Source organism: Amycolatopsis sp. NPDC089917, assembly GCF_040684635.1.
GTDB lineage: Bacteria > Actinomycetota > Actinomycetes > Mycobacteriales > Pseudonocardiaceae > Amycolatopsis.
Genome location: NZ_JBFBGL010000028.1, coordinates 55,497 through 81,961, shown reverse-complemented (window position 1 = coordinate 81,961; position 26,465 = coordinate 55,497). Strand labels below are relative to the sequence as shown.

Genomic DNA, 26,465 nt, shown 5'->3' with positions numbered 1-26,465 from the left:
ATGACCCTCTCCCTCACCGAAGACCAGGCGGGGTTCCGGTCGCTGATGGCCCAGTGGCCTACCGGAGTCACCGTCGTCACCACCCTCGGACCGGACGGCCCGGCGGGATGCACCGTCAACGCGCTCATGTCCCTGTCGGACTCGCCGCCGCTGATCGTGCTCGCCCTGGGCGTCGGGAGTTCGACACTGGGACATCTCAGGCGAGCAGGGCGGTTCGCGATCACCGTGCTCAGCTCGGGCCAGGGCGGCCTGTGCTCGGATTTCTCCGTCTTGCCCGCCACACAACGTTTTCACCGCACCGAGCTCCGCGACGTCGACGGGCTTCCGGTCCCCGGCGGCGGCGTCGCGGCGCTCACCTGCGACGTCGCGGACGAACTCCCGTACGCCGACCACGTGCTGGTCGTCGGGGCGCCGCGCTGGAGCGAGATCCGGGACGAACTGAGCCCGCTTCTGGTGCATCGCCGGGAACTGAAGGCCGTGCTGTGATCGCGCGAACCGACGCCGACGAGGGCGTGCACGTCGTCCTCGGACCCATCTCGGACGTCCTCGACCACCTGCCGATCCCCGCCCAAGCCGCCGCGGAGGCCCGCGCCTTGTCCGACTGGCGGGCGAAGGAATACACCGCGGCCAGGGCGCTGCTCGTCCATGCTTTGTCCACTTTGGACATCGACGGCACGCGACTCGGGAAGACCGCACACGGGAAGCCCCTGCTGCCAGGACGTCGTGACGTCGGGATAAGCCTGTCCCATTCGGCGGACATGGTCGCCGTCGCGGTCGCGCCCGGCCGGGACGTCGGCGTCGACGTGCAGGAAGCGTGGCTGCCCAGTCCCGGCATGATGCGGCGCTGCTGCGAACCCGGCCTCGTCGCGGACCTCACCGAGGCGCCACCGCCGGAACGCGCCCGGCGGTTCGCCCGGATCTGGGCCGCGCAGGAAGCCTGCGTCAAGGCGACCGGCGAGGGGATCGCCGGTCACCCCTGGAAAATCCCCGTTCACCCCGGCGACCGGACGGGCTCCTGGCGGGCACTGCGGTGGCTGCACCTGCGAGACGCCGACAGCGCCGCCGCGGTCTGCTGCGCGTACACGGAAAGGACGAACCGATGACGGAGACGGCGCCCGGGCTCAGCTGTTACACCGCCAACCTCGCGGCCTACCTCGAAGGAAGCGAGACACCGTCCGGCGCCGACTTCCTCGCCGCGTCCGTGCGGCTGGCCGTCGACCTCGACCGGCCCGACGGTTTGATCGCGATGTCGCACCACGACCGCCCGCTCAACCGGCTCGGTGACGGGTCGCGGCTGACCTACCAGGGCTTCGACGACTTCGAAGCGGTCCGTGCGGCCGTCCGGCACGAGATCGGCAGGTACGGCCGGGCCTTGGTCGTGGGCTACAGCTCCCAGCTGCCATGGTCGGCGGCCCCAGGCGGTGCGGCGGCGCCGCATTTCGTGCTCGTCGACGGCCATCGTGACGGCCGTTGGCACGTCCACGACCGGTTCACCGGACTGATGACCAGCGGCGCCGAACAGGTGCCGTTCGACGGCTGGATCGACGACACCGGACTCGGCACGCTCATGCGCAGGGACCATGACGAACCCGCGAAACACCGCCTGCGTAACACTTTCGCGTTCGGGTTCGAGGTCCCCGTACCCGGCGACAGCCGCTACCTGCTGCTCCAGCGGAGGTTCCCGCAACTGCGGCCCTCCTTACTGCCTGCTGGCTGGATCGCCGACAGCGCCACCGCCCTGGAACGCCTGGGTGAACGTCTGTCCGATGGCGACGCGCTGCTCGACGATCCCGGCATCGTCGACGACTGCTGGGCCGCGTCGCGGCACCATCTCTTCCGCTACCGGCGGCTGACTCGCCACATGCACTACCGCACCACCGACGCCCGGCAGCGGAGAACGCTCACCTCGGCGGCCGATGGCTGGTCGAAGCTGCCGCGCACTCTGCGCTTCGCGACCGCGTCGGTCCACCGTGGCCGGGCTCGCCCGTCCCTGGTGCGGGGCGCGTTCGCCGAGCTGGCCGACCTCGAACACGAGACCGGCCGCAGCGCCGCCGGAGCGCTCGCCGTGCTCGACGGCACCGGCGACTGACCAGAAAGGAGCTGCCTGCCATGTCCGACTCCGTACCCGCCATCGCCGCGCTCGTCCGCGAACAGCTCGAAGAGCCGCCCGGCGAGATCACCGCGGACTCGTCACTCGAGAACGACCTCCGGATGAACTCGGCGCAGGTGATCGACCTGCTTTCCCAGGTGGAGGACCACTTCGGCTGCACGATCGAGGACGAAGACCTCGGCAACATCCACCGGATCGGTGATCTCGCGATCATCGTCGAACGGGATGGCGCGACATGACCGCGCTGTCCGTCGAGCGGACCTCGGAGGGAGATCTCGACGTCGTCGTGCGGGGAACCGGCGAGGGAAATGTGCTCGGCGGCGCGTTCTGGACCGAACTCGCCGAGTTGACCGGCTCGCTCACCGAGGAACGCGGGTGCGTGTTCCTGCGGGGAGCGGGGGACCTTTTCTCCCGCGGGCTCGACCTGCGGTGGTACCTCACCCGGCTCCGGCGCGCCGGGCGGCGCGGCGAAACCGCCGAGACGCTGTCGTCCGACATCCGGCGGCTGCAGCAGGCGATCACCGGTCTGGCTTCCTGCCCGCGCCCGGTCGTCGCGATCATCGACGGTGAATGCACCGGGGCCGCGTTCGAGCTGGTCAGCGCGTGCGACGTCCGGTTCGCGACCGAGCGTGCCTGGTTCTCCATGCCCGAAGCCGACCTGGGCGTGGTCGCCGATCTCGGGGGACTGCAGCGGCTGCCCCGCCTCGCCGGGGAGGGAGTGGTCCGGGAACTGGCCCTCGGCGGGGGCCGGTTCGAGGCGGACCGCGCGCTGCGGGCCGGCCTGGTCAACGACGTGGCACCCTCGATGGCCGCCGCCCGGCAGGCGGCCGATCGGTTCGCGGACCTCGCCCGGGCCAAACCGCCGTCCGTGCTCGCCGAGGTGAAACGAGTGCTCGACGAGCCGCACGCGCCGGCGCTGGTCGCCGGGCTGGACCGGGTCGCGCTGTGGAACAGCGAACACGCCCCGTCCCGGATCGGACACGCCATGACCGAACGAATCGAGGCAGCACGATGACCTCCGCATCCAGCGAAACGGCCGCGTTCCAGGTGACACTGCGGTCCCCGGCCGTCGAGGACGCCGCCGGCGTGCACGATCTCGTGCGCCGGTCCGGACGGCTCGACGTCAACACGCGGTACGCGTACCTGATCTGGTGCCGCGACTTCGCGTCGACCTCCTTGGTGGCCGAGCACGACGGCGCGATCCTCGGTTTCGTGACCGGGTACCGGCCGCCGCGCGACCCCGCCGTCTACTTCGCCTGGCAGTCGGCGATCGATCAGGACCGGCCGGTACCGGGACTCGCTTTCGCGATGATGGACGAGATCACGCGCCGGGTCCGTTCCGACGGCGCCCGGACCTTCGAGACGACGGTCAACCCGAGCAATCGGGCCGTCATCATGCTGATGCGGAAGCTCGCCGCGAAATACGACGGAGAGCTGGACGTCAGCGAACTGTTCGGCACCGGGGAACTCGGCGACGGGCACGAGGCGGAGATGCTGTACCGGTTCTCCATCGCGACCGTGCGGCAAGGCTGAGCCGATGCCGGGATCCTGCTTTCGAGTGATGCCGATCAGGGGGCCGCCACCGCGTGATTGGACCGGCCCATGATCGGGAACCCGGGAACCAGAACGTGCCGAGCGGAGAGGGAGGACGATGAGCGCGGGAACGCTGGCGGTGTTCATCGGCGTGGTCATGATCGCCTACGTCGTCCCCGGCCCGGACTGGATGGTGATCCTGCGCTATTCGGCTCGCCGGAGGTCCAGCGGGTTCATCGCGGCGATCGGCGTGCAGTGCGGCCTGGCCGTGCACATGACGGCCGCGGCACTCGGCGTTTCGACCGCCCTCCTGCACAGCTCTGTGGCATTCACCGTGCTCAAGCTCGTCGGTGCCGCGTACCTCGTCTACCTGGGGGCACAAGCGCTCTGGAAGTCGTGGAAGAGCGAGCCGAAAAGTGAGAAGCCCGCCGAAGAGGCGGACGAACCGGTGATCGGACGTCCGTGGCGGATCTTCCGCCAGGCGTTCCTGTCCAACGTGCTGAACCCGAAGGCCGCGCTCTTCTTCGTGAGCGTGCTGCCCCAGTTCCTCGACCGGGACGCCGCCGTGGCGCCCCAGGTGCTGCTGCTGGGCGGGCTGGACATCGTTCTGGGGGTCCTCTGGTGGGGACTGTTCGTGCTGCTCACCGCCCGGTTGTCGACCCTGATGCGCCGCAGCGGACCGCGCAAGGTGCTCGACCGGGTCACCGGGACGGCGCTCGTCGGCCTAGGCGGCGCCCTGGTGATCAGCAGCTGAATCGACTTTCGCGCGGCAGCAGTGTTCCGTGCTGCCGAACCGAGCTTCATCGCGTTCGATAGGGGAACGAACATGTCGATCGAAGAAAAAGGAATCACCGTCGTCACCGGCGGGCTCGGCTTCGTCGGCGGGCATCTGGTGCGGCATCTGCACGACGCCGGCGCCCGGGTGGTCGTCGCCGACATCGTCGACCCGGCGACGGTCGTCCTGCCGCCGGGAATCGGTTATCGGCGGGCGGATCTGCGTGATCCGGAACAGGCCGAGGCGGCCCTGGTCGGCGCGCGGACCGTGTTCCACCTCGCGGGCAACCCGAGCGGGACGCGATCGGTGGAGAACCCGCTGTCCGACTTCAGGATCAACGCCCTCGGCACGGCGAACCTGTGCGCGGGCGCCGTGTCGGCCGGGGTCTCCCGGCTGCTCTATCTTTCGTCGGCCATGGTCTACGGCAGGCCGCGAGCGGTGCCGATGCCGGAAACCCATGCCACGGAACCGTTTCTGCCTTACGGGGCGTCCAAATTGGCCGGTGAGCACGTGGTGCGGGCATTCGGCGAGACATTCGGTCTCGACACGGTCATCGCCCGCGCGTTCACGCTGTACGGGCCTGGTGAGGATCCACGCACCGCCGGGGGAGAAGTTTCGCAATACCTTCGCTGGCACCTCAACGGTCTTCCCGTCCAAGCGGCGGGGGACATCGACCGGAAGACCCGCGACTTCGCCCATGTCTCCGACGTGGTGCGCGCGCTGGACCTGGTGGCCGCGCGCGGAGAGCGCGGCGCCACCTACAACCTCGGCTCCGGTGCCGAATACAGCCTGCGCCGGCTCGCGGAGACCATCTCGGCGGCGACCGGACGCGAGGTCGATCTCGTCGTGGACACCTCCGTCACCGAAGACACCTATCGCCATGTCCCCGACATCGGCCGCCTGCGCGGACTGGGTTTCCGGCCGGAGATCCCGCTGGATGAGGGCGTCGCCCGGCTCGCCGCGGAGCTGGGGCCGTCCCCGGAACTGCCCGCCGTGCCGACGTACTTCAAACCGGCCGGGCCGATCGCGAGCTGAGGGGCAGCCATGACGACCTACCGAATCCCGCAGCACGGCCAGGGCAGCGGCGTGACCGAAGAAGACCTTACGGCCGTGACGGCGGTGCTCACCGCCGGTCGCCATCTCTCCGACGGCGCCGAAGTGGCGCGCTTCGAGGAGGAGTTTGCCCGGCGCACCGGGGCGGCCCACGCGGTGGCGGTGTCGAGCTGCACGATGGCATTGGAACTCGCCACGCGCGTGCTCGAACTCGAACCGGGCGACGAGGTCGTCACGACCCCGCTCACCTTCCAGGCGACCGCGGCGCCGCTGCTCGGCCGCGACGTCACCGTCCGGTTCGCGGACATCGACGAGACCACACTGTGCCTCGATCCGGCGTCCGTGACCGCTGCGCTCACGCCGCGCACCCGCGCGGTGTTCACCACCCACTACGGCGGGCTTTGCGGCGGTGTCGAAGAGCTGCGAGCGCTGACCGGACGGGCAGGCGTCGCCCTCGTCGAGGACTGCGCGCACGCCATCGGCGCGGCCGCGGGCGGGCGCAGCGCGGGGACCTGGGGCGACCTCGGCTGCTGGAGTTTCCACTCGCTGAAGAACATCTCGACCCTCGGCCAGGGCGGGATGCTCACCGTCCGGGACGCCGGAGTGGCCGACCGGCTCCGGGCGCTGCGCGCGATCAACCCGGACGCCGAGTTCGTGCCCAGGAGCAAGCCGGCCGAGTTCGGCCGTTACGGGACCGGAACGGTGCCCAGGCCCGTCACCCATGAGAAGAACGCCTACACCCATGACTGCGCTCGGATCCGGTCCGGAGGGGTGAACGCCCAGCTCGCCGACCCGGCCGCGGCGATGGGCAGGTCCCAGCTGCGGCGGCTGGACAGCTTGCTCGCGCGGCGCCGCGCCGTCGCCGAACGGCTCGACGCCGGCTTGCGCGAACTCGGCGTCCAGGTGCTGGGGACGCCCGAAGGTCATGTCCACGCTCACCACCTCTACGCGTTCCTGCTGCGAGACGACATCGACCGCGACGAACTCGTGCGGGACCTGGAACGGGAAGGGGTCGAGGTCGTGCTGCGGTACTTCCCGGTTCACCTGCTGCCGGAATGGCGTCGGCGCGGAGGCGTCTTCGGGTCGGTGCCGGTCGCGGAAGACGTCTGGTTCCGCCGGCTGGTGAACCTGCCGCTTTCGCCGCAGCTCGGCCTCGACGACGCGGACTACGTCGTCGACGCTGTCGAACGGGCGCTGGCGAGGCAGCGGGTGGGGGCGATGGCGTGATGACCGTCGACGTCCGAGACAGCCTGCGTCGTTTCCGCCAGGAGCATGACGTTCCCGGCGTCGCCGTCTGTTCCTTCACCGCCGCTGGACCCGACGTCGCGGTGGCGGACGGGGTGACCAGTGTCGAGACCGGCCACGCGATGAGTCCGGACACCGTGTTCCGGATCTACTCGATCACGAAGATGCTCACCGCGACCGTGCTGGTCACCCTCGCCGCCGAGGGCGTGCTGGATCTCGATCGGCCGGTCGACGACTACGTGCCCGGCCTCCGCCGCCGCACCGGCGAAGGGACCGGCGGTGCGACCCTGCGGCACCTGCTGAGCCATCGTTCCGGGCTTCTCCCGGACGCCGTGACGCACGACGGTCTCAGCCGCGACCCGGCAGGCCTGGCCGAGGCGGTGCGTCGCGACTACGCACGGACGCCGGTGCTGACCAGCCCCGGACAGTTCTACGGCTACAGCAATCTCGGCGTCAGCCTGGCCGGGCTCGCCGCGCAGGAGATCACCGGTACGCCCTTCGCGGAGCTGATGCGGCAAAGGCTCTTCGCACCGACGGAGATGACGCGCAGCACGCACGATCCGATGGTCGCGATGACGCATTCCCTGGCCCAGCATCACCTCCGTACGAGTGCGGGACTTCGCGTCGAGCACGACGCCAGGGCGGGGACGAAACACGAACCGTCGTCGCTGTGCTACTCGACCGTGGTGGACATGGCCCGCTTCGGTGCGCTGCACCTGCGTAGCGGCTTGGAAGCCATGCACAAGCCGCATTCCGATCCGAGGCTGGACATCGATCTGCGGTACGGCCTCGGCTGCTATCTCACGCCCGAAAGCGGGGGTGTCCGGCAGATCGGCCACGAAGGGTTTCTCGGGGGGATGTGGGCCAAGCTGATCCTCGACCCCGCACGCGGGCGGGGCGTGGTGTGGATGGACAACCGAGGGGAGGAACTGCGGGAACGGCGTTACGAGACGATGGCGTCGATGTTCGACGGGCTTGGCAGGATCGAGGAGTCCGGCACCGACACGCGCGCCGACCTCGTCACCGCGCGGGACCTGCCCGGCGAGTACGTCCGCACGGGAGCGCCGACGCTGAAGGTGTCCGGCGACGGCGAAAACGATCTTGAACTCCGGTCGCAGGAGGAACGCGCACGGCTCACCCCGTATCTCGGCGGCGTCTGGCGGAGCTCGGCCCGATTCGATCCCGGCGCGCCGCCGTGGGGACCGCACGCCGGTACCCGGCGGATCGCGTTGGGGACGACGGTGCTCGACGACGGCAGTGTGCCCGTGGTGCACCTCAACGGGCTGCCGTATGTCCGCCGTGAGTGGCGGGACCGGGTTCGTGACCGCAGGCTGGACAGGGTGACGGGGTGATGTGATGCGCGAGCGGGCGGCGGTCCTGCTGCTGTGTGCGGCTCAGTTCGTGGACGTGCTCGGGGTCACGATCGCGGTGATCGGGCTGCCCGAGATCGGCCGCCGGTTCCCCGGTGCGGAAGCCTCCACACAGTGGGTGGTCAGCGGGTACGCGTTGCTGTTCGGCGGGTTCCTGGTCTCGGCCGGCCGCGTCGCCGACCGCTACGGGCATCGGCGGACGTTCGTCTGGGGGATGGCCGCGTTCCTGGCCGCGAGTCTCGCGGGCGGGTTGGCACCGGGCATCGAGGTGCTGATCACCGCGCGCGCGGTCCAGGGCCTGGCCGCCGCGTTCGTCGTCCCGTCGGCGTTCGCGTTGCTGCTGTCGCTGACCAGGGAGGGGCGGGAGCGGGTGGTGGCGGTCGGCTGGTGGACGGCCACGGCGGCGGCCGGGGGAGCGGCGGGATTCCTGTTCGGTGGGCTGCTGGTGCACTACGCGGGCTGGCGGTCGATCTTCCTGCTCAACGTGCCGATCTGCCTGGGCGTGCTGGTGTTCGCGCGTTCGCTGCTGCCGGCCCGTACCGAGCGGTCCGGCAGCGGCGCGGTCGACCTGCCCGGTGCCATCCTGGTGACCGGTGGACTGCTCGCCGGGATCTACGGGATCAGCGCGGCGACGGGAACGGTCCGTGCGATCGCACTGACGCTCTCCGGAGCTTTGCTGGCGGGCTTCCTGATGGTGGAGCGACGGACAGCCGATCCTCTGGTTCCGGCGCGCCTGGTCGGCACACTGCGGTTCGACGCGGCCCTGGGGGTGGCGTTCGCGCTGACCTTCGCCACCACGCCTGCCAGCGTGCTCGGCACGGTGTTCTTCCAGCAACAGCAGGGCTTGTCGGCCGGAACGACCGGATTTCTGTTCGCCCCGTTCAGTCTCGGTGTCGTGAGCGGGAGCTGGCTGGGCACTCGGCTGCTCGACCGGCTCAGTGGCCGTTGGGTCGCCGTCGGGGCATTCGGTGTCGTGGTGGTGGCGCTGGTGATCGGGCTGATCGGGCTGAGCACTGGTTCGACAGCCGGATTCGCGGTGTCGCTCGCGATATCGGGAACAGGCCTCGGCGCGGCGTCGGTCGCGGCGACGAACGCCGGGACGGCCATGGTGGGCGAGACGGATCGTGGCATCGCGTCAGGCCTGCTCAACACCGCGCCTCAGCTCGGGTCCGCGCTCGGAACGGCGGTGATCGGCACCGTGGCGCTGGGGAGCGGTGAGCCGGACCTGCCGTCCGGAATGTTCGTGGCGCTGGGTGTCGCTGTCCTGGGCACGGTCGCGACCCTGGGGCTGAGCGGACCACGGGTCACGGTTCCGCTGAGGGCGCGCGGGCGATCTGGTGGACGCTGACGACGGTGTGGTCGTCCTGCCCGCTTCGGCTATCGCTGCGGAAGTGGCGGCTGCCGAAACGTGAGCGGCGATCGACTCCATTGGGCCGACAGGATCGTGTCCGCCAACGCCGCCGTCGAGCCCCGTGCCGTTCCCCCGTGACTCAGCACGAATGTCACCGATCCCGGATCGGGCAACCCGCTGATCGGGACCAGCCCGTCCGGGACCACGGACGCCGCGAAAAGGCCGACGCCGAGCCCCGCTTCGAGCGCGACCCGCAGGCCGTTGAGCCGTTCGCTGACGCAACCGATCCGCCACTGGACACCGTTACGGCGCAACGCGTTCAGCGCGCGGGCCCGGGTGACGCTCGGCTCCGGGTAGAGGACCAGCGGCAGCGGCTCGCCCGGGATCAGGTCCAGACCGGGCGAGCTCACCCACACGAGCGGATCCCGTCGCACACCCGCTCCGGAATCGCGCTTGGCCAGCACCAGGTCGAGGTCTCCATCGGCGAGCCGGGAGTGCAACACCTCGCTCAGCTCGACCGACAGGTCGAGGTCGATCCCCGGATGCGCGCTGCGGAACCGCTCGAGGACGTCCGCGGCGTGGCCGAGCAGGAAGTCCTCGCACACCCCGAACCGGACCCGCCCGCGTGGGCCCGGCCGGGAGAAATAGCGCAGCGCGCGGTCCTGCTGGTCGAGGATGCTACGGGCGAAGCCGGTCATCGTCTCGCCGTCGCCGGTGAGCCGCACGCTGTGCGTGTCGCGCTCGAACAGCACGCTGCCGAGCGCCGTCTCGAGGCGGCGGACCTGCTGGCTCACCGTCGACTGCCCGAGATCCAGCCGTCGGGCGGCTTCGGAGAATCCGCCCGCCTCGGCCACGGTGAGAAAAGTGCGCAGCAGCACCGGATCGATCACTACTCCGGAGTACCACTGTCAGTGCGCGACCGTCTACCATGTGTGTGCGCTGCCACTACCTGCGGCGGGTGATCACCACCGGCTTGAGGTCCTTGGGGATCGCGGCGAACGCGGACACCGGAACCCCGAACGAGATGGCGAGAATCTCCCTCGGCAGCGAGTTCAGCGTCCCGACGATGCCGATGTCGTCGTTCGGCTCCCCGGTACTGGTGTTGAACATGACGAGCACGTCCAGGCCTTCGGTGGTGCTGGAATTCGCGAAATAGTGAAAGAACCCCTGGGGGGCGAAGACGAGTTCCCCAGCACTCGCGCTGAAAACTTCGTTGTGATAGCTGCCGTCCTCGTGGGTCCCGAGAATGCTCCAGTCCGCCTTGCCGGAAATGATGTAGCTCAGCTCCCACGCGGACGGGTGCCAGTGCGGTTCGCGGACCCCGCCGGGGTCGAGGTGCACCAGGTACACCGAGCCCTGCTGACCGGCCAGCACCGGGAAGTTCTTCTCGTGGGCTCCACGCAACGTCCCGCCGTCATGGACGGCCGGCGTGGATTTGGCGAGCGGGAAAACATACGGCGGCGTGGTCGTTTTGGCCGGTTCCACCGTGCTCGCCCCCGCCGTCCCGGTCGCCCCGAGCGCGGTCGCGGCAGCGATTCCCGCGCCCGCGCCGAGCGCACCCCGCCTGCTGATTTCCGACATTCTCTCCGCCTTTCCCAAAACGAGGAAGATTAGCTTCCTGTGATTCTTCCAAAAGTGCGAAGAACGGAAAGTGTCTCGCGCGGATCACTGCTATCGCGTGCCGCGATGAGCGGCCGCGCCGCTGAATCCGTGGAACAACGACATTTCCGGCGCGCTCGGTCTGAGGCCGTCGAGGCCGCGGTAGCGGCGGCCTGCTCACCATCACGATCACGCGCGCTTCGGCGGGTAGGGCATGATCGAGGGGGGCGTGTCGTTGCGGCCCACGAAGGACCCCGGCGGGATCCACGTCGATTCCGGTTCCTTGCGGTGACTCTGGCAGTTGCTCTCACACTAGGCAACGGAGTACGCGCCGTCGTCCAAAGTGGACCGTAAGCTCCCGGTCCTCTCCAGGATTGCCCGTGCTCGCCGTGGCGGGAAACCACTCGTCCAGGCGACCTTCGCGGTGACTGGCCCAGGCGGCGGAAGAGCGCGATCGGTGCGACCCTGATTCCATGCCCGATCAGCCGGGACCACGACGAGAACTGGAGCGGATCCGGGAGAGCGCCGGACCGGCTGCGGCTCATGCCCGGATCGCATTGGGTTCCGGGCCGCTTCCGGACCGGCTGCGGGCGGCGATCCTCGCCTTGGCTTCCGCGCGGGGCGAAGACAGCAGCACCTGCCCCTCCGACGCGGCGAGAGCGTTGGCGGACGAGTGGCGTCCGCTACTGTCTCGAGCCCGGGAGGTGGCGCGTGAACTCGCGAGGGCCGGAGAGGTGCGACTGACCCAGCGTGGAAGTCCACTCGACCCGGACGGAGAGTGGGCAGGGCCGATCAGGATCCGGTTGCCGGAGAGTGCGCATGGCTGAGCCGGAGCGCACACCTGATGGGCGCTTCGTCGTGATCGACGGCCGGCGCTGGCGAGCGACCGACCCGGAGATCCCAGAGGAAGCGGCGGCCCGGTTGCGCGGTCTGCTGATGCGCGCTCGCCGGGACGTCGGCGCGGCCCGTCGTGCTCAGGACTCCGAAGCCGAGCGGGAGGCCCGGGCACGGGTGCACGCCGCCAAGGTCGCCTTGGGGGAGCGGGGCACCCCGTGGTGGGAGCAGGATCGCGCGGAACGGCGGCAACGGTGGCAGCACGGTCTGGACACCTTGGGCTGAAATCGTTTTTCACGCCCTCGATCACCGGACTTCCGGCTCGGGGATGTCATGCGAGCGCGCTGCTGACCGGAGCTGGCGAGGACGAGCCGATGGCCTCGCTCCTTGATCGCGAGCAGCAGGTCGCGGGCGCCGGCAACGTCGCCATTTCGTCGAGCATCGAGTCGGTCTCCTCGCCCTGCAACTCCCGCGCGCGGTCGCCGACCCGACGTTCCAGATCTTCACCACCGAGAGCGGATCAGCCGGTGCAACCGCCACACCGGATAGATCTCGCCGAGCCGGCGCAGCCCGATGCCAGGCGAGCGCATGGTGGTAATTGGAATCGATGAGCGTCCCGTCGATGTCCAGGACGGCGATAGGAGAGTCGGCCACTTACGACGGGTACCGCGAGAAGAGGGTGCCGATCACGGCCGAACCCTCGGACGCTCACAGTTGTGTCGCGAGCCAAAACGCCATCCAGGCCAGGCATCCCAGCGCTCCGCCGACCCCGAAGGCGAGCAACATCCGCCGTATGGCGGCGATCTGGCCGGAACGTCCAACAGTCTCGGTCATTCCGGCACGAACGTTCGTCAGGTCGGTCATGGTCGTGTGTTCCCCGGAAAGCCGCCTCCCACACATGTTTCGCTTAATGCCGGGCGCAGCCTGGGCGGACAAGGCATGCTGGACAGCGTGTCCAGTCCGGATCAGGAACGAGTACCCGTGAAATCGCGACGCCGTCGCGCCCGGGTAGTGGCGTCTCTCGTGGGGCTCGCCGCACTGTGCTATCTGGCCGCCGTCGGGATCAACTACCTGTTCGGTCGCGCGGACGTCTGGTTCCACGGGATCGTCGGGCTGGGTCCGTTCACCGGTGGACTCCTGGTCGACTGGTGGAGTCGGCGGCGACGCCGTCAGGAATCTCCGTGACGAGCGAGAATCCACGCATGCCGCGGCAGCTGAACGAGTCTGGATCGTAAGGAGTGCCTCCCATGACCCCGAAACCTTCTGATGCCGTGGAACTTGTCGCGGTGGACGACGCGGTACTTGACGCTCTAGTCAGGATCGCGGTCGAGGATGCCTCGGCTGACGACGTGACGCCGCCGTTGACAGCGGACGGCTCATGGAGCGACGAGCGGGTCGCTTGGCTGCGCGCCTACCACCGGGACCGTCGAGCCTGTCTGGCCGGACCCTGCCGGGAACGGACCTGGGCGGTCCGTGCCGAAGGAACGATCGTGGGGGCGGTGCGCCTCGCGGCCGGCCCCACCGATGACGCGGCCGCGGAACTGGGGATCTGGCTCGCCCGGTCGACACGGGGCCGCGGCGTCGGCGCCGAGGCTGTGCGACTGCTGATCGGCGAGGCATCGGCGTCCGGCGTGGCGACGCTGAGTGCGTCGACTCTCGAGTCGAACCGGGCCGCCCTGCGGATCCTCCGGTCCGCCGGCTTCAGCACCGACCAGCCCGGTCCGGACGGGGCCGTCGAGGCGCGGCGTGCACCGTCGCGAACTGATCGCGCCTGACAGGATCCCCGATCAGCTCTTCACCGGCGGAGATGTCCTGGTGATAAGCGGTCGCTGACGATGGGTCCACTGCGCCGGTGGCCCAGAACACCAGCTCTTGCACGCCCCTGCGAACACACCGGCGGACTCTCGCTGATCCGGATGGGCGCACGTCCCTACAGGGGCGATCCAGATCCGTGAGCTCGCCCGGTGACGCCGAGACGACAGGGCGAAGAAGGGGCGGACCAAGACCCCTGCTGGTACGCGCAGCGTCGAACTGCCGCCGAGCATCGCGATCTTCTACGAAGAGCTGATGGACAGCCACAGCTTCCCGTTCGTGCTGTGCGGTGCTGAGGGTGCGCCGTTGCGGCGGTCGAACTTCCGCAATCGCTACTGGCGTCCGGTGTGGGATGGCAGTGACGCTGAACACACGCGCGTTCTCCGGAAGTGGTGCAGCCGATCCTGCCGACCCTCACCTTCCACGAAGGGCGGCACAGTCACAGCACATGGCTGGCCGAGGACGGTATCCCCGAAGTCGCCCGTCGAGCGCGGCTGGGGCAGAAGATGAAGGGCATCGCGAGGGTCTACGACCACGTGACCCCGCTGATGCGCCGTCAGATCCTGCAAGCGCTCGAGACCCGCTGGATCGGGTCCCTCGTTGCGCTCACCCCGAGTGAGCGGACGAAGCTGGGGGAGTGGTTCCCGCACCTGCATGCCACCTTCCATGACGGGCAGGTAGAGACCACTCCAAGGGCTATCGCCTTTGAACGACTGAAGCCCCGCCTCTCCGAAGAGAGGCGGGGCTTCAGTCAACAGGTGGTGCGCGATACTGGGATTGAACCAGTGACCTCTTCCGTGTCAGGGAAGCGCTCTCCCGCTGAGCTAATCGCGCGAGGTGGAGACGGGATTCGAACCCGTGTACACGGCTTTGCAGGCCGTTGCCTCGCCTCTCGGCCACTCCACCGTGACAGGCCCGAGAGGGCCTTCCGAGCGGATGACGGGATTCGAACCCGCGACCCTCACCTTGGCAAGGTGATGCGCTACCAGCTGCGCTACATCCGCACATCCTCGGTCAACTTGAAGGTCAGAACCTTGCGGTTTCGTCCCTCACCCCGTCGCCGTGGTGTGTGTGAACACTATCCGACCCCGAAATCGGCTCTGCAACCGGGGTGCCACTTGCTGTTCGCAAGCCCGTCATCAGGCCAGATCGTTGGGGATGAGGTGAGTCAGGGCGTCGTCGACGTCGACCCACAGATGTTCGTTGCCCGGCAGCACGACGTCGTAGGTCCGGTCGAGGAAGTCGGCCAGCTCCTGGGCGGACGCCTCGAACATGGCGTGCCCGGACGGCGAGTTCAGTTCGATGAGGACGGACTCGGGGTCTTCGACGGAGGGGCGGATGCGGACGTCGCCGTCGCCGGCGTCGGCCAGGAGGCCGTCGGCGAGGAGATCGCGCGCGTAGACCCACTCGACCCAGCCGGCGCGGCCGGTGCGGAAGGCGGCGACGACCGCGTAGGGGTCGCGTGTGTCGTATCGCAGTTCCACCTTGACCGGAACCGCGGGCGTCCGCGGCGCCAGGAGGTCGAACACCGCCGTCGAGCGGAGCGTCACGTGATCGTTGCGCATCGTCCTACCCTTCGTCTCCTTCCCGGCCCGGTCGAACCGAGTGGCGATGATGTGACGTTTCGGCCGGCCGATCGGAACGCGGTTTTGCCGCAGATCACCCGGTTGGGGTCATCGGACCCCGGCTCCCTACTCCGTCACCCCATCATCACCCGCGCGACGCGCAGCCCTACATGCGCCCTGCAGGCAGTCCACACCTACATACTGCGCGGTTTAGTCGTCACGCGATAGCACCGTCGCACGAATGTCGAAACGCGTTGCGGGCGGCCCCCGGTCTGGACAACCCCGGCTAGCTCGTGGTTGTTCGCTCCGTATTTGCTGGTGAGCGGAGTGTGGTCGGAGGGAACCACCCGTTTGCAGGCCCCCTAAAGTCGTGGGGTAGAGTCTCCCGGACACCGCGAGCGGGCGATTAGCTCAGCGGGAGAGCGCTTCGTTCACACCGAAGAGGTCACTGGTTCGATCCCAGTATCGCCCACCGGATGAAGGCCCTGGACCATCGGTCCGGGGCCTTGATTCATTCTCGGACACCAAGGGTGGCGGGGCCGTCCGGAGGTATTCGATCCCCAGGTCGGACGCGGGTTATGTGGGGGCGGTACTTCTGCCGTCGCGGGCCGGTCCGGTGTCACGGGCTGAATGCGCTCGGTGCGGCGGGGGTAGCGGGGGCGCCGCCGGTTCGAAGATCCCTGAAGTCGTTGTTCCGGCCGGTGTGGACATTCGCCGGGGACTTCCCGTCGCGCCGTGAAAACGTCACACGATCCGTCCATCGAGACGACATTGTGATCCTCGGCACGGTGACCTCCGGCGAAAGGTCCAGACCACGGTGAAAGTGATGCAGGGCATGGGGGAGCGGCTCACTCGACCGGCTCCGGCGGGCGGCCCGCCGTGACGCTGACGTGATGTGACGAAACGCCACTCCGGTGACCGATTGACAAGGAAGATCCGCCCGCCGTGAGGGCGGCTCGCGCGCGACGCTTCCCTGGCGGCGTGAAATCCACAGTGGACCGGCTGGAGATCGACTCGCGCGGACCGTCCACTGTGGAGTTTTCGGGGCCATTCGGCCGATCGGGGGCGCGGTGCCCCGAGTGGCCGGGAAAACTGCGAATTCGTGACTACTTTGCGTAGTTGTACGGAGGATACGATCTATTACCCATCGTCATCATCTTGTTATCAACGCGGCATTCATTTGCCGGAAGCTCGCGCAGGATGTGGCTGGAAATCCTTGTAACGATGGTCGGAGAGTGGCCGATACCTTGGCGTGTGTCGCCCCATCGGCCGCTGATGGATCTCGAGAATCGATCACTCTTCGAAATCGGTCTCATTTACTCAGCGTGTTGATCCGGCGTTCGGGAATCCCCACTCCGGGAGGTCTGATGGAAGAGTCGGTGCGGCCGTCGTCCACCGTTAACGGGACGCCGCAGCACATCGACCTTCAGTCGATCCCGCTCCCCCCGCAAAGGGGTGCGGGCAACGCCGCGGCCGTCGACACGACGCCGGCGCAGCCGCCTTACGCGGCTTGGGAATCGCGCTACCGCGCCTGGGTCATCGGTAGTGACGTTTTCACGGCCTTCGTGCTCATCATGATGAGCGCGTTCTTGATCGATCGATCCGATCCACACGACATGCACGCGCTCGGCACCGCCGCCGCCTTCGTGTTCGGGCTGTCGGTCTGCCGGGCCTGGAGTCCACGGGTGCTGGGCGAGGGCGCCGAGGAGTACCGGACGCTGGGCCGGGGCCTGGTGGCCACCGCTGTCCTCGTCGCGCTGGGCGGCTTGCTCTTCGGCGCCCTCGCCGTCCAGCCCTGGGTCTTCATCGTCGTCCCGATGATCTCCGTCTTCATGTTCCTGCAGCGGTACGCGCTGAGGCAGGTGCTGCACCGGCGCAGGCGGCTCGGTGAGTGCCTGCTGCCGGTGCTCGCGGCGGGAAGCCCCGACACGGTCGCCGATCTCATCGCCCGCACCAAGGCCGATCCGCACGTCGGCTGGCGGGTGGAGGCGGTCTGCACCTACTCCGGCGCCGGCGCGGAGCGGGGGAGCGGCGAGGTCGAAGGCGTCCCGGTCGTCGGGAAGCTCGACGACCTCGCGGGCCACGTCCGTCGTGGCGGCTACCGGGTGGTCGCCGTGACCGCGGATCAGCACTGGAACCCGAAACGCCTCCAGCGGCTCGCCTGGGACCTCGAAGGGACCTCCGCCGAGATGGTGGTCGCCCCGATGCTGATGGAGGTCGCCGGTCCCCGGCTGAACGTCTCCGGCGTGCTCGGCATGCCGCTTCTGCGGGTCAGCGCGCCGATGTTCACCGGTGGCCGCCGTCTGGTCAAGGAAGTGCTCGACCGGCTCGGTTCCGCGTTCCTCCTCACCCTGGTTTCCCCGCTGCTGCTGACGATCGCGGTCGCGATCAAGCTCGACGACCGCGGCCCGGTGATCTACCGGCAGCGTCGCGTCGGCCGCGACGGTCACACCTTCACCATGCTCAAGTTCCGCACGATGGTGACGAACGCCGACAAGCTCAAGCAGGACCTCCAGACGGAGAACGAGGGTGCGGGACCGCTGTTCAAGATGCGGAAGGATCCACGCGTCACGAAGGTCGGCTCCATGCTTCGCCGGTACTCGCTCGACGAGCTGCCGCAGTTGCTCAACGTCGTGAGCGGCCGCATGTCGCTCGTCGGTCCCCGCCCGCCGTTGCCGGAGGAGACCGTGAAGTACGCCCCCGACGCGCGACGCCGCCTGTTGGTCAAGCCGGGGCTGACCGGGCTTTGGCAGGTCAGCGGGCGCAGCGACCTCAGCTGGGCCGAGAGCATCCGCCTCGACCTGCGTTACGTCGAAGACTGGTCCCTCGCCCTCGACCTGGTGATCCTGTGGAAGACCTTCCGGGCCGTGGTGCAGGGACGCGGGGCTTATTGATCCTTCCGCCGCATCGGCTCGACGGCCGTCGTCCTCCGGGGCGGCGGCCGCTCTTGTGATCGACCGCACACACAGAGGTAGTTGAGCGAGAAATAGTTCAGCGCTCAACTAGGTTGAGGCGAGTAACAGGACGCGTACGGAAGGAAGATCCACCGATGACCACCAGCGTTGAGCCGACCGAAGCCTTGAACCTCCCGCAGGACGTTCAGGACCTGTTGTTCCGCGAGGCCCGCACCGCGAACAGCTTCAGTGACGAGCCGGTGACCGACGAGCAGATCCGCGCGATCTACGAGCTGGTCAAGTGGGCCCCGACGTCGATGAACAACCAGCCGCTGCGCGCGCTGGTGATCCGCACCGAAGAGGGCAAGAAGCGCCTCGCCCCGCTGATGTCCGAGGGCAACCGCGCCAAGACCGAGACCGCGCCGGTGACCGTCGTGCTGGCCGCCGACACCGAGTTCCACGAGAACCTGCCGCGGACCTTCCCGCACTTCCCGGGCGCCAAGGACCTGTTCGCCGAAGAGGCGGGCCGCGTCGAGACCGCCAAGCTCAACGCGCTGCTGCAGGTGGGCTACTTCATCATCGGCGTCCGCGCCGCCGGGCTGGCCGCCGGCCCGATGACCGGCTTCGACGCCGAAGGCATCGACAAGGAGTTCTTCGCGGACAAGGCGTGGAAGTCCCTCGTCGTGATCAACGTCGGCAAGCCGGGCGAGAACCCCTGGTACGACCGCCTGCCGCGGCTGGACTTCGACGAGGTCGTCGAGACCGTCTGACCTCGCCGCTCGACACGCGAAGGCCTTCTTCCGACGGGAAGGAGGCCTTCGCGGTGTTAGGGGTAATGCGCGTGAGCCGTGCGGCGGGTGACGACTAACATCACACGAAACATCCGCTTTCATCGCGAGGAGCTCATCGTGTCCCAGCCGTCGTCAGTAGCAGCCGCAACCGCCTCGCGCGTGGTGGTACCGGCGGGCACTACGGCGGGCACCGCGGTCCGCGAAGCCGGGCTGCCGACCAAGGGGCCGGACACGATCGTCGTCGTGCGCGACGCCGAGGGGAACCTCCGCGACCTTTCCTGGGCTCCGGAGTCCGAGGTCGAGGTCGAGGCCGTCGCGGCCAACACCGAAGACGGCCGCAGCGTCATCCGCCACTCGGCCGCCCACGTGCTCGCCCAGGCCGTGCAGCAGCAGTTCCCGCAGGCCAAGCTCGGCATCGGCCCGCCGGTCAAGGACGGCTTCTACTACGACTTCGCCGTCGACACCCCGTTCACCCCGGAAGACCTGCAGGCGCTCGAAAAGCGCATGAAGCAGATCGTGAAGGGCTCGCAGCAGTTCTCCCGCCGCGTCTTCGACTCGGTCGACGAGGCCAAGAAGGAACTGGCCGACGAGCCTTTCAAGCTCGAACTGGTCGACATCAAGTCCGATGTGGACACTTCCGAGGTGATGGAGGTCGGCGGCGGCGAGCTGACCATCTACGACAACCTCGACCCGCGCACCAAGGAGCGCGTGTGGAGCGACCTCTGCCGCGGTCCGCACGTGCCGACCACCAAGTTCATCCCGGCGTTCAAGCTCACTCGCGTCGCCGCCGCGTACTGGCGCGGCGACGACAAGAACCCGCAGCTGCAGCGGATCTACGGCACCGCGTGGGAATCCGCCGAGGCGCAGGACGTCTACCTGGAGCGGCTCGCCGAGGCCGAACGGCGCGACCACCGCAAGCTCGGGGTCGAGCTGGACCTGTTCTCCTTCCCCGACGAGATCGGCTCGGGCCTGCCGGTGTTCCACCCCAAGGGCGGGATCATCCGGCAGGAGATGGAGAACTACTCGCGCCAGCGGCATGTCGAGGCGGGGTACGACTTCGTCTACTCGCCGCACATCACCAAGGGCGCGCTGTTCGAGACCTCCGGACACCTCGACTGGTACCGCGAAGGCATGTACCCGGCGATGCACCTGGACGCCGAGCACAACGAGGACGGTTCGGTCCGCAAGCCCGGCCAGGACTACTACCTCAAGCCGATGAACTGCCCGTTCCACGACCTGATCTTCCGCTCGCGCGGGCGTTCCTACCGGGAACTGCCGCTGCGGATGTTCGAGTTCGGCTCCGTGTACCGCTACGAGAAGTCCGGCGTGATCCACGGCCTGACCCGCGTGCGCGGCATGACGCAGGACGACGCGCACATCTTCTGCACCCTGGAGCAGGTCCCCGGTGAGCTGAAGTCCCTTTTGGACTTCGTGCTGAACCTGTTGCGCGACTACGGTCTCGACGACTTCTACCTCGAACTGTCCACTCGGAACGACGAGAAGTACATCGGTTCCGAAGAGGTCTGGGCCGAGGCGACCGAGGTGCTGCGCACCGCCGCCGTCGACTCCGGGCTGGAACTGGTGCCGGACCCGGGTGGCGCGGCGTTCTACGGGCCGAAGATCTCCGTGCAGGCCAAGGACGCGCTGGGCCGCACCTGGCAGATGTCGACCATCCAGCTGGACTTCATGCTGCCCGAGAAGTTCGAGCTGGAGTACACCGCGGGCGACGGCAGCCGTCAGCGTCCGGTGATGATCCACCGCGCGCTGTTCGGCTCGATCGAGCGGTTCTTCGGCGTGCTGACCGAGCACTACGCGGGCGCGTTCCCGGCGTGGCTGTCGCCGGTCCAGGTGGTCGGCATCCCGATCACCGAGGACCAGGTCGAGCATCTGCGCGGGGTCGAGAAGGCGCTGCGGGCCAAGGGGATCCGGGTCAACGTCGACGCGGGCGACGACCGGATGCAGAAGAAGATCCGCACCCACACCACGCAGAAGGTGCCCTTCATGCTCCTGGCGGGCGCGAAGGACGTCGAGGCGGGCGCGGTGTCGTTCCGGTTCCGCGACGGCGGCCAGATCAACGGCGTCCCGGTGGCCGACGCGGTCGAGGCGATCGCCGGCTGGGTCCAGCGCCGCGAGAACTCCTCGCCGACCGTGGCGAGCTTGGAGGCGGTACTCCGGTGACGGGCCCCGATGGCCCCGAAGTCGTCGGACAGGACGGTGTGGGGGTCCCGGACGCGTTGCAGCGCCTGTGGACCCCGCATCGGCTCGCCTACGTGCAAGGGTCGAAGAAACCCGACGAAGTCTGCCCGTTCTGCCATCTGCCCGAGAAGAGCGACGAGGACGCGCTGATCCTCGCGCGCGGGAAGACCGTGTACGCGGTGCTGAACCTGTACCCGTACAACCCCGGTCACCTGATGGCCGTGCCGTACCGCCATGTCGCGGACTACACGGATCTGACGGCGGACGAGACCACCGAGGTCGCGGAGTTCACCCAGCACGCGATGCGGGTGATCCGCGAGGTTTCGTCGGCGCACGGGTTCAACATCGGGATGAACCAGGGCGTGATCGCCGGCGCGGGCATCGCCGCGCACCTGCACCAGCACGTGGTGCCGCGGTGGGGTGGCGACGCGAACTTCATGCCGGTGATCGGGCACACGAAGGTGCTGCCGCAGTTGCTGGGGGAGACGCGGCAGCTGCTGGCGGAGGCCTGGTGACCGCGGTCTGAAGTCCGTGAAGGCCCCCTTGCTTGCGCTAGGCGCAGTGAAGGGGGCCTTCGTGTACTTACGCCAGTGGACGACACGCGTGATTGGGTGGACGACTCGCGGCGGGATCGGCCTCGTCGGTGTGTCGTCCATCCAGTCACGCGTGTCGTCCGTCGGATCACGCGCGTCGTCCGTCAACTCTCCTTTGCAGGATGCCGTGAAGGCCTCCTTGAGTGACTCAGGTTCCCTCAAGGAGGCCTTCACGGACCTGTGCGTGACGGAAGTGGATCCGCCGGCGCCAGGAAGCAAAAGCGGCCTCAGGCGTTGAGCGCGGCCTGCAGCTCGATGTCGATCTTGACCTTCTCGGACAGGAAGGCGTTGCCCTCCGGGCCGATGCCGAAGTCGCGGCGGTTCACGGTGGTGCTGGCCGAGACGCCGAGGGTGGTGGCGTTGTCGTTCGCCGGGTTGGCGCCGATGCCGTTGAACTCGGCCTCGAGCGAGACCGTGACGGTCTTGCCGCGCCAGGTGAGCTCACCGTCGATGACGTAGTCGCCGCCGTCCTCGCGGATGCCGGTCGAGCGGAAGGTGATGACCGGGTGCTCGTCGACGTGGAAGAAGTCCTCGGACTTGAGGTGCGTGTCACGCCCGTCGACACCGCTGGCGACCGACGAGGCGTCGATCTCGACGGTGACCGAGGAGTCGAGGATGTTGTCGGCGGTGACGACCTCACCGGTGAAGGCGGTGAAGTTGCCCCGGGACTTCGCCAGGCCGAGGTGCTTCACGGTGTAGGCGATGTCGGAGTGCGCGGTGTCGATCGTCCACTTGCCTGCGACGTAGCCCGGGATCTCGGTGGTGGTCATGAGAGTCGATCTCCAAAGTCTGTGTGAGTCTGTGGTGAACCCTCGTCTGGTTGAGCGCTCAACAATGACTGTAGCGCAGTTTGGTTGAGCGTTCAACCAGGGGTAGTATGGGTCTCATGTCCGAACCCCGATGGCTCTCCGACGAGGAGCAAAAAGTCTGGCGCGACTTCTCCGCGGCCACGCGGATGCTGCAAGCGCATCTGGAGGGCCAGCTTCAGCACGAGGCGGGCATGCCCCACACCTACTACGAAGTGCTCGTCGCCCTGTCCGAGGCGCCGGAACGCCGGTTGCGGATGAGCGAGCTGGCCGACGCGCGCAAGGCGTCGCGCAGCAGGCTCTCGCACGCGGTCGCGCGGCTCGAAGCGAACGGCTGGGTCCGTCGTGAGTCCTGTCCGACGGACAAACGCGGCTCCTGGGCGGTGCTCACCCCCGAAGGTTTCGCCGCCCTTGAGGAGGCCGCGCCCGGCCACGTCGAGGCCGTCCGGGAAAGCCTCTTCGACCCACTGACCCCCGAACAGGTGAAGGCGCTCGGGGAGATCAGCGCGGCCGTGCTGGCGCGGTTGTCGCCGAAATGCGCCGCCGCCGAGGCGGAGATGGCGTTGCGGGAAGAGTCCCTCGCGGACATCGAGGAGACGGCCGAACTGGCCAAAGCGGACTGACCGGGAGCCCGTCCGGGGCGGGCACGACGACAGGTGTCGGTGCGGGTGGATAGGCTTCGGACGGCCACCCGACCCTGCTGCTTAGGTGCACCTGAAGAACCGATGCTCAACATTTTCGCGCGCGCCTCCGTTTCCCGCGTCACCGACCCGATGGGGAAGGTGCTCGTGCGCGCCGGTCTGACCCCGAACGCGATGACCGTCATCGGCACCGCCGGGGCGGTTCTCTGCGCGCTCGGGTTCTTTCCCAACGACATGCTGCTGTGGGGCACCTTCACCGTCTGGGGCTTCGCGATGCTGGACCTGCTCGACGGCGCGATGGCCCGCGCCCGCGGGTACGGCACGGCGTTCGGGGCCGTCTTGGACGCGACCTGCGACAGGCTGGTCGACGGCGCGTTGTTCGCCGCGATCGCGTGGTGGTGCTTCGTCCACGACGACAACCGGCCTGCCGCGGCCGCCGCGCTGATCTGCCTGGTGCTCGCCCAGGTCATCTCGTACGTCAAGGCCCGCGCCGAGGCTTCCGGGCTGGAGGCGGACGGCGGGCTCGTCGAACGCGCGGAACGGCTGATCATCGCCCTCGTGGGAACCGGGCTGCACGGGCTGGGCGTTCCGTACACCGTGGACATCTCGCTCTGGCTGCTCGCGGTGCTTTCAGTGATCACCCTGCTGCAGCGGACCGCCGCGGTGGCCAAGGCGGCGAGGGCCGCCAAGGCGGCCGGGCCACCCGTTGCGGAGGGCGGGGCATGAGCGGGTTCTCCCAGCGGCTCGGCGACTTCGGCTACGCGGCGGGCTGGCGGCTCGCACGCTGGCTGCCGGAGTCGGCGGGCGCGGTGACCTTCGGGCTCGGCGCCGACCTCGCCGTGAAGCGGGACGGCGGCGGCGTGCGTCAGCTGCGGCGCAATCTCGCCCGGGTCGTCCCGCAGGCCGACGGCGTCGAACTCGACGAACTGACCCGCCGCGCGATGCGGTCCTACGCGCGCTATTGGCACGAGATGTTCCGGCTGCCCTCGATGGACCACAAGGAGGTCAGCCGCAAGGTCGCCCAGTCGATCACCGGGGTGGAGAACCTCGACGCCGCCCTCGCCGAGGGCAACGGCGCGGTGATGGCGCTGCCGCACAGCGGGAACTGGGACGCCGCGGGCGTCTGGCTCGCGGACTACCTCGGCGGATTCACCACGGTCGCGGAGCGGCTGAAACCCGAATCGCTGTATCAGCGGTTCGTGTCCTATCGGGAATCGCTCGGCTTCGAGATCGTGCCGCTGACCGGCGACAGTTCCGCGATGCGCGTGCTGCTCAAACGGCTGCGGGAGAACAAGGCGATCTGCCTGGTGGGGGACAGGGACCTGACGAACTCCGGGGTGCCGGTCAAGTTCTTCGGCGAGCAGACCCGGATGCCGGGAGGGCCGGCCCGGCTGGCCGCGACCACCGGCGCGGCGCTGATCCCGGCGGGCTGCTGGTTCACCGAGGACGGCTGGCAGATCCGGCTGCATCCGCGGATCCGGGTCACGAACCGGTCCGAGGTCCCGGCGGCCACCCAGGCGCTGGCGGACATCTTCGCCGGGGACATCGCCGCGCATCCGGCCGACTGGCACATGATGCAGAAGTTCTGGCTCTCCGACTTCGAAGCCGGCGAACAGGCCGACCTCGGCGAAGCGAGTTGAGCCGATGGCTCAGGCGCGGGTCATGAAGATCGGGATCGTCTGCCCCTACTCGTTCGACGTGCCGGGCGGCGTGCAGGGCCACGTCATCGATCTCGCGAAGGCGCTTCTCGCGCGCGGGCACGAAGTCTCCGTCCTCGCGCCCGCCGACGAAGATTCCGACGTCCCGGATTTCGTCGTCCCCGCCGGGAAGGCGCTCGGGATTCCGTACAACGGGTCGGTCGCGCGACTGCAGTTCGGCCCGGTGTCCTATGCCCGGGTCCGGCGGTGGATCCGCGACGGCGATTTCGACGTCCTGCACCTGCACGAGCCCGCCGCGCCGAGTCTCTCCCTGCTGGCGCTGAAAGTCGCCGACGGCCCGATCGTGGCGACCTTCCACACCGCGACGACCCGTTCGCGCACCCTCGCGGCGTTCCAGCCGGTGCTGCGGCCGCTGCTGGAGAAGATCACCGCGCGGATCGCGGTGTCGGCGCTGGCCCGCCGGGTCCAGGTCGAGCACGCCGGTGGTGACGCGGTCGAGGTGCCCAACGGCGTCGACGTCGATTTCTTCTCCCGCGCGCTCCCGCTGGACGGTTATCCGCGGGCGGGCGGCACGGTCGGGTTCGTCGGGCGGTACACCGAGCCCCGCAAGGGGATGGGCGTCCTGCTGGAGGCGCTGCGGATGCTGCTGCCGGAGTTCAAGGAGCTGCGGCTGCTGGTCGTCGGCCGCGGCGACGCGGATCAGCTCCGGCGCGAGGCCGGGCCGGAGCTGGCACCGCACATCGACCTGCTCGGCCAGGTCGACGACGAGACGAAGGCGCGGGCGCTGCGCAGCGTCGACGTCTACTGCGCGCCGAACACGGGCGGCGAGAGCTTCGGGATGATCTTGACCGAGGCGATGGCGGCGGGCACCCCGGTGCTGGCGAGCGGACTGGATTCGTTCCGACGCGTCCTCGACGACGGCAAGGCCGGGCTTCTGACCGAAACCGGCGACGCGGTGGCACTGGCCGACGGATTGCGTGACCTGCTCAGCGACCCGGCACATCGGGCGTCGCTGGCGGCGGCCGCGGGTGAGCGGGTCGCGATGTTCGACTGGTCCGTGGTCACCACGCAGGTCCTTCGGGTGTACGAGACGGCGATCGCCGCCGACCCCCGGCGGGTCGGCGCCGGTGAACGCGAGCTCAGCCGATGACGACGTGGGTGTGGATCGGCGGTCTGGTGGCCGCGATCGTGGTGCTGGGCGGGCTGTTCCTGCTCGCGACGGCGAACCGGCTGGACCGGCTGCACGTCCGCACGGACGCGGGCTGGGCGGCGCTCGACGCGGCTCTCGCGCGGCGCGCCGTCGTGGCCAGGGCAGCCGCCGTGATCCTGGGCGACGAGGACCTGCGCGGGCTGGCCGAGCGTGCCGAACAGGCGAAGAGGCCGGATCGCGAAGCCGAAGAAAGCGAACTGACGCTGCGGCTGGCCCGTGTCGATCGCGCGACCTTGCCGTCGGCGCTGGCCGAGGAGCTGACCGACGCCGAGCACCGTGTCGTCATCGCGCGGCGTGTGCACAACGACGCCGTCCGGGACACACTGCACCTGAGGCGGCGCCGGAAGGTCCGGTACTTCGGCCTCGCGGGCACCGCTCCGCTCCCCGAATACTTCGAAATCGCCGAGCCCGACCTTTAGGAGGACGAAA

At 68.8% G+C, this 26,465-nt stretch carries 29 protein-coding genes and 4 tRNA genes; 25 read left to right on the top strand and 8 right to left on the bottom strand.

Annotated features, from left to right (window positions below; translation table 11 throughout):
• The 11 genes from AB0N89_RS21390 to AB0N89_RS21340 all read left to right on the top strand — a co-directional run bounded on the left by AB0N89_RS21390 (position 1) and on the right by AB0N89_RS21340 (position 9,434).
• Positions 1 to 486 carry a flavin reductase family protein gene (locus AB0N89_RS21390; RefSeq protein ID WP_364206962.1) on the top strand — a complete coding sequence of 162 codons (486 nt, stop codon included), beginning with the start codon at positions 1 to 3 and terminating at the stop codon, positions 484 to 486.
• The gene (locus AB0N89_RS21385) at positions 483 to 1,103 is read left to right on the top strand and encodes a 4'-phosphopantetheinyl transferase superfamily protein (protein ID WP_364206961.1); all 621 of its coding nucleotides are present in this window, start codon (positions 483 to 485) and stop codon (positions 1,101 to 1,103) included. The genes AB0N89_RS21390 and AB0N89_RS21385 overlap by 4 nt, the downstream gene beginning before the upstream one ends.
• Positions 1,100 to 2,089 carry a hypothetical protein gene (locus tag AB0N89_RS21380; protein WP_364206959.1) on the top strand — a complete coding sequence of 330 codons (990 nt, stop codon included), beginning with the start codon at positions 1,100 to 1,102 and terminating at the stop codon, positions 2,087 to 2,089. The genes AB0N89_RS21385 and AB0N89_RS21380 overlap by 4 nt, the downstream gene beginning before the upstream one ends.
• 20 nt (positions 2,090 to 2,109) lie before the next feature.
• Complete coding sequence (locus AB0N89_RS21375; protein ID WP_364206957.1) at positions 2,110 to 2,349, top strand: acyl carrier protein; 240 nt, start codon at positions 2,110 to 2,112, stop codon at positions 2,347 to 2,349.
• Positions 2,346 to 3,125 (top strand): enoyl-CoA hydratase-related protein, encoded by a 780-nt coding sequence (locus tag AB0N89_RS21370; protein ID WP_364206955.1) that lies wholly within the window; start codon positions 2,346 to 2,348, stop codon positions 3,123 to 3,125. Before AB0N89_RS21375 ends, AB0N89_RS21370 begins: the two co-directional genes overlap by 4 nt.
• Entirely contained in the window at positions 3,122 to 3,643 is a 522-nt protein-coding gene (gene ectA, locus AB0N89_RS21365) for a diaminobutyrate acetyltransferase (RefSeq protein WP_364206953.1), read from the top strand. Before AB0N89_RS21370 ends, ectA begins: the two co-directional genes overlap by 4 nt.
• A gap of 118 nt (positions 3,644 to 3,761) precedes the next feature.
• On the top strand, positions 3,762 to 4,397 hold the full coding sequence (locus AB0N89_RS21360) for a LysE family translocator (RefSeq protein ID WP_364206951.1): 636 nt from the start codon (positions 3,762 to 3,764) through the stop codon (positions 4,395 to 4,397).
• 72 nt (positions 4,398 to 4,469) lie between these two features.
• Positions 4,470 to 5,453, top strand: coding sequence for an NAD-dependent epimerase/dehydratase family protein (locus tag AB0N89_RS21355; protein ID WP_364206949.1), 984 nt, complete (start codon positions 4,470 to 4,472; stop codon positions 5,451 to 5,453).
• 9 nt (positions 5,454 to 5,462) lie between these two features.
• Positions 5,463 to 6,698, top strand: coding sequence for a DegT/DnrJ/EryC1/StrS family aminotransferase (locus tag AB0N89_RS21350; protein ID WP_364206947.1), 1,236 nt, complete (start codon positions 5,463 to 5,465; stop codon positions 6,696 to 6,698).
• On the top strand, positions 6,698 to 8,068 hold the full coding sequence (locus tag AB0N89_RS21345) for a serine hydrolase domain-containing protein (protein ID WP_364206945.1): 1,371 nt from the start codon (positions 6,698 to 6,700) through the stop codon (positions 8,066 to 8,068). The genes AB0N89_RS21350 and AB0N89_RS21345 overlap by 1 nt, the downstream gene beginning before the upstream one ends.
• Before the next feature lie 4 nt (positions 8,069 to 8,072).
• Complete coding sequence (locus AB0N89_RS21340) at positions 8,073 to 9,434, top strand: MFS transporter (protein ID WP_364206943.1); 1,362 nt, start codon at positions 8,073 to 8,075, stop codon at positions 9,432 to 9,434.
• 29 nt (positions 9,435 to 9,463) lie between these two features.
• Here the strand turns inward: AB0N89_RS21340 and AB0N89_RS21335 are convergent, their stop codons facing one another.
• Both AB0N89_RS21335 and AB0N89_RS21330 read right to left on the bottom strand, forming a co-directional pair.
• Entirely contained in the window at positions 9,464 to 10,327 is an 864-nt protein-coding gene (locus AB0N89_RS21335) for a LysR family transcriptional regulator (RefSeq protein ID WP_364206941.1), read from the bottom strand.
• Positions 10,328 to 10,382: 55 nt separating this feature from the next.
• On the bottom strand, positions 10,383 to 11,018 hold the full coding sequence (locus tag AB0N89_RS21330) for a cupin domain-containing protein (RefSeq protein ID WP_364206939.1): 636 nt from the start codon (positions 11,016 to 11,018) through the stop codon (positions 10,383 to 10,385).
• A 491-nt stretch (positions 11,019 to 11,509) separates the two neighbouring features.
• On the opposite strand from AB0N89_RS21330, the gene AB0N89_RS21325 reads away from it, so the two are divergent.
• Positions 11,510 to 11,863 carry a DUF3253 domain-containing protein gene (locus tag AB0N89_RS21325; protein WP_364206937.1) on the top strand — a complete coding sequence of 118 codons (354 nt, stop codon included), beginning with the start codon at positions 11,510 to 11,512 and terminating at the stop codon, positions 11,861 to 11,863.
• On the top strand, positions 11,856 to 12,155 hold the full coding sequence (locus tag AB0N89_RS21320) for a hypothetical protein (RefSeq protein ID WP_364206935.1): 300 nt from the start codon (positions 11,856 to 11,858) through the stop codon (positions 12,153 to 12,155). Before AB0N89_RS21325 ends, AB0N89_RS21320 begins: the two co-directional genes overlap by 8 nt.
• Positions 12,156 to 12,578: 423 nt before the next feature.
• On the opposite strand, the gene AB0N89_RS21315 is transcribed toward AB0N89_RS21320, so the two are convergent.
• Positions 12,579 to 12,734, bottom strand: coding sequence for a hypothetical protein (locus AB0N89_RS21315; protein ID WP_364206933.1), 156 nt, complete (start codon positions 12,732 to 12,734; stop codon positions 12,579 to 12,581).
• Between the two features lie 117 nt (positions 12,735 to 12,851).
• On the opposite strand from AB0N89_RS21315, the gene AB0N89_RS21310 reads away from it, so the two are divergent.
• On the top strand, positions 12,852 to 13,055 hold the full coding sequence (locus AB0N89_RS21310) for a hypothetical protein (protein WP_364206931.1): 204 nt from the start codon (positions 12,852 to 12,854) through the stop codon (positions 13,053 to 13,055).
• Between the two features lie 62 nt (positions 13,056 to 13,117).
• Positions 13,118 to 13,645, top strand: a complete 528-nt coding sequence (locus AB0N89_RS21305; RefSeq protein WP_364206929.1) for a GNAT family N-acetyltransferase — start codon at positions 13,118 to 13,120, stop codon at positions 13,643 to 13,645.
• A gap of 796 nt (positions 13,646 to 14,441) precedes the next feature.
• Here AB0N89_RS21305 and AB0N89_RS21300 read toward each other — a convergent pair.
• The 4 genes from AB0N89_RS21300 to AB0N89_RS21285 all read right to left on the bottom strand — a co-directional run bounded on the left by AB0N89_RS21300 (position 14,442) and on the right by AB0N89_RS21285 (position 15,247).
• Positions 14,442 to 14,516 (bottom strand) — tRNA-Val (locus AB0N89_RS21300).
• 1 nt (position 14,517) lies between these two features.
• A tRNA-Cys gene (locus AB0N89_RS21295) sits at positions 14,518 to 14,588 on the bottom strand.
• A gap of 25 nt (positions 14,589 to 14,613) precedes the next feature.
• Positions 14,614 to 14,686 (bottom strand) — tRNA-Gly (locus AB0N89_RS21290).
• A 135-nt stretch (positions 14,687 to 14,821) separates the two neighbouring features.
• Positions 14,822 to 15,247: an SsgA family sporulation/cell division regulator gene (locus tag AB0N89_RS21285; RefSeq protein ID WP_005159130.1), complete on the bottom strand. Its 426-nt coding sequence runs from the start codon at positions 15,245 to 15,247 to the stop codon at positions 14,822 to 14,824.
• Between the two features lie 400 nt (positions 15,248 to 15,647).
• Between AB0N89_RS21285 and AB0N89_RS21280 the strand changes: the two genes are divergently transcribed.
• The 5 genes from AB0N89_RS21280 (at position 15,648) to AB0N89_RS21260 (ending at position 21,643) form a co-directional block, all read left to right on the top strand.
• Positions 15,648 to 15,719 (top strand) — tRNA-Val (locus AB0N89_RS21280).
• Positions 15,720 to 16,614: 895 nt separating this feature from the next.
• Positions 16,615 to 18,141, top strand: coding sequence for a sugar transferase (locus AB0N89_RS21275; protein ID WP_364206927.1), 1,527 nt, complete (start codon positions 16,615 to 16,617; stop codon positions 18,139 to 18,141).
• A 155-nt stretch (positions 18,142 to 18,296) separates the two neighbouring features.
• The gene (locus AB0N89_RS21270; RefSeq protein ID WP_364206925.1) at positions 18,297 to 18,911 is read left to right on the top strand and encodes a malonic semialdehyde reductase; all 615 of its coding nucleotides are present in this window, start codon (positions 18,297 to 18,299) and stop codon (positions 18,909 to 18,911) included.
• A gap of 180 nt (positions 18,912 to 19,091) precedes the next feature.
• Positions 19,092 to 21,110: a threonine--tRNA ligase gene (thrS, locus tag AB0N89_RS21265; protein ID WP_364206923.1), complete on the top strand. Its 2,019-nt coding sequence runs from the start codon at positions 19,092 to 19,094 to the stop codon at positions 21,108 to 21,110.
• Positions 21,107 to 21,643: an HIT domain-containing protein gene (locus AB0N89_RS21260; RefSeq protein WP_364206921.1), complete on the top strand. Its 537-nt coding sequence runs from the start codon at positions 21,107 to 21,109 to the stop codon at positions 21,641 to 21,643. Before thrS ends, AB0N89_RS21260 begins: the two co-directional genes overlap by 4 nt.
• Positions 21,644 to 21,948: 305 nt before the next feature.
• Here AB0N89_RS21260 and AB0N89_RS21255 read toward each other — a convergent pair whose 3' ends face one another.
• Positions 21,949 to 22,491: a YceI family protein gene (locus AB0N89_RS21255; RefSeq protein ID WP_364206919.1), complete on the bottom strand. Its 543-nt coding sequence runs from the start codon at positions 22,489 to 22,491 to the stop codon at positions 21,949 to 21,951.
• A gap of 116 nt (positions 22,492 to 22,607) precedes the next feature.
• On the opposite strand from AB0N89_RS21255, the gene AB0N89_RS21250 reads away from it, so the two are divergent.
• From AB0N89_RS21250 to AB0N89_RS21230, 5 genes are all read left to right on the top strand, one after another.
• The gene (locus tag AB0N89_RS21250; RefSeq protein WP_364206917.1) at positions 22,608 to 23,150 is read left to right on the top strand and encodes a MarR family transcriptional regulator; all 543 of its coding nucleotides are present in this window, start codon (positions 22,608 to 22,610) and stop codon (positions 23,148 to 23,150) included.
• Positions 23,151 to 23,252: 102 nt separating this feature from the next.
• Entirely contained in the window at positions 23,253 to 23,894 is a 642-nt protein-coding gene (pgsA, locus tag AB0N89_RS21245) for a phosphatidylinositol phosphate synthase (RefSeq protein ID WP_191252861.1), read from the top strand.
• Positions 23,891 to 24,808 (top strand): phosphatidylinositol mannoside acyltransferase, encoded by a 918-nt coding sequence (locus AB0N89_RS21240; protein WP_364206915.1) that lies wholly within the window; start codon positions 23,891 to 23,893, stop codon positions 24,806 to 24,808. Before pgsA ends, AB0N89_RS21240 begins: the two co-directional genes overlap by 4 nt.
• A 22-nt stretch (positions 24,809 to 24,830) precedes the next feature.
• Positions 24,831 to 25,976, top strand: a complete 1,146-nt coding sequence (locus AB0N89_RS21235) for a glycosyltransferase family 4 protein (protein ID WP_364206913.1) — start codon at positions 24,831 to 24,833, stop codon at positions 25,974 to 25,976.
• Positions 25,973 to 26,455 (top strand): NUDIX hydrolase, encoded by a 483-nt coding sequence (locus AB0N89_RS21230; RefSeq protein WP_364206911.1) that lies wholly within the window; start codon positions 25,973 to 25,975, stop codon positions 26,453 to 26,455. Before AB0N89_RS21235 ends, AB0N89_RS21230 begins: the two co-directional genes overlap by 4 nt.
• The last annotated feature ends 10 nt before the right edge of the window (positions 26,456 to 26,465 follow it).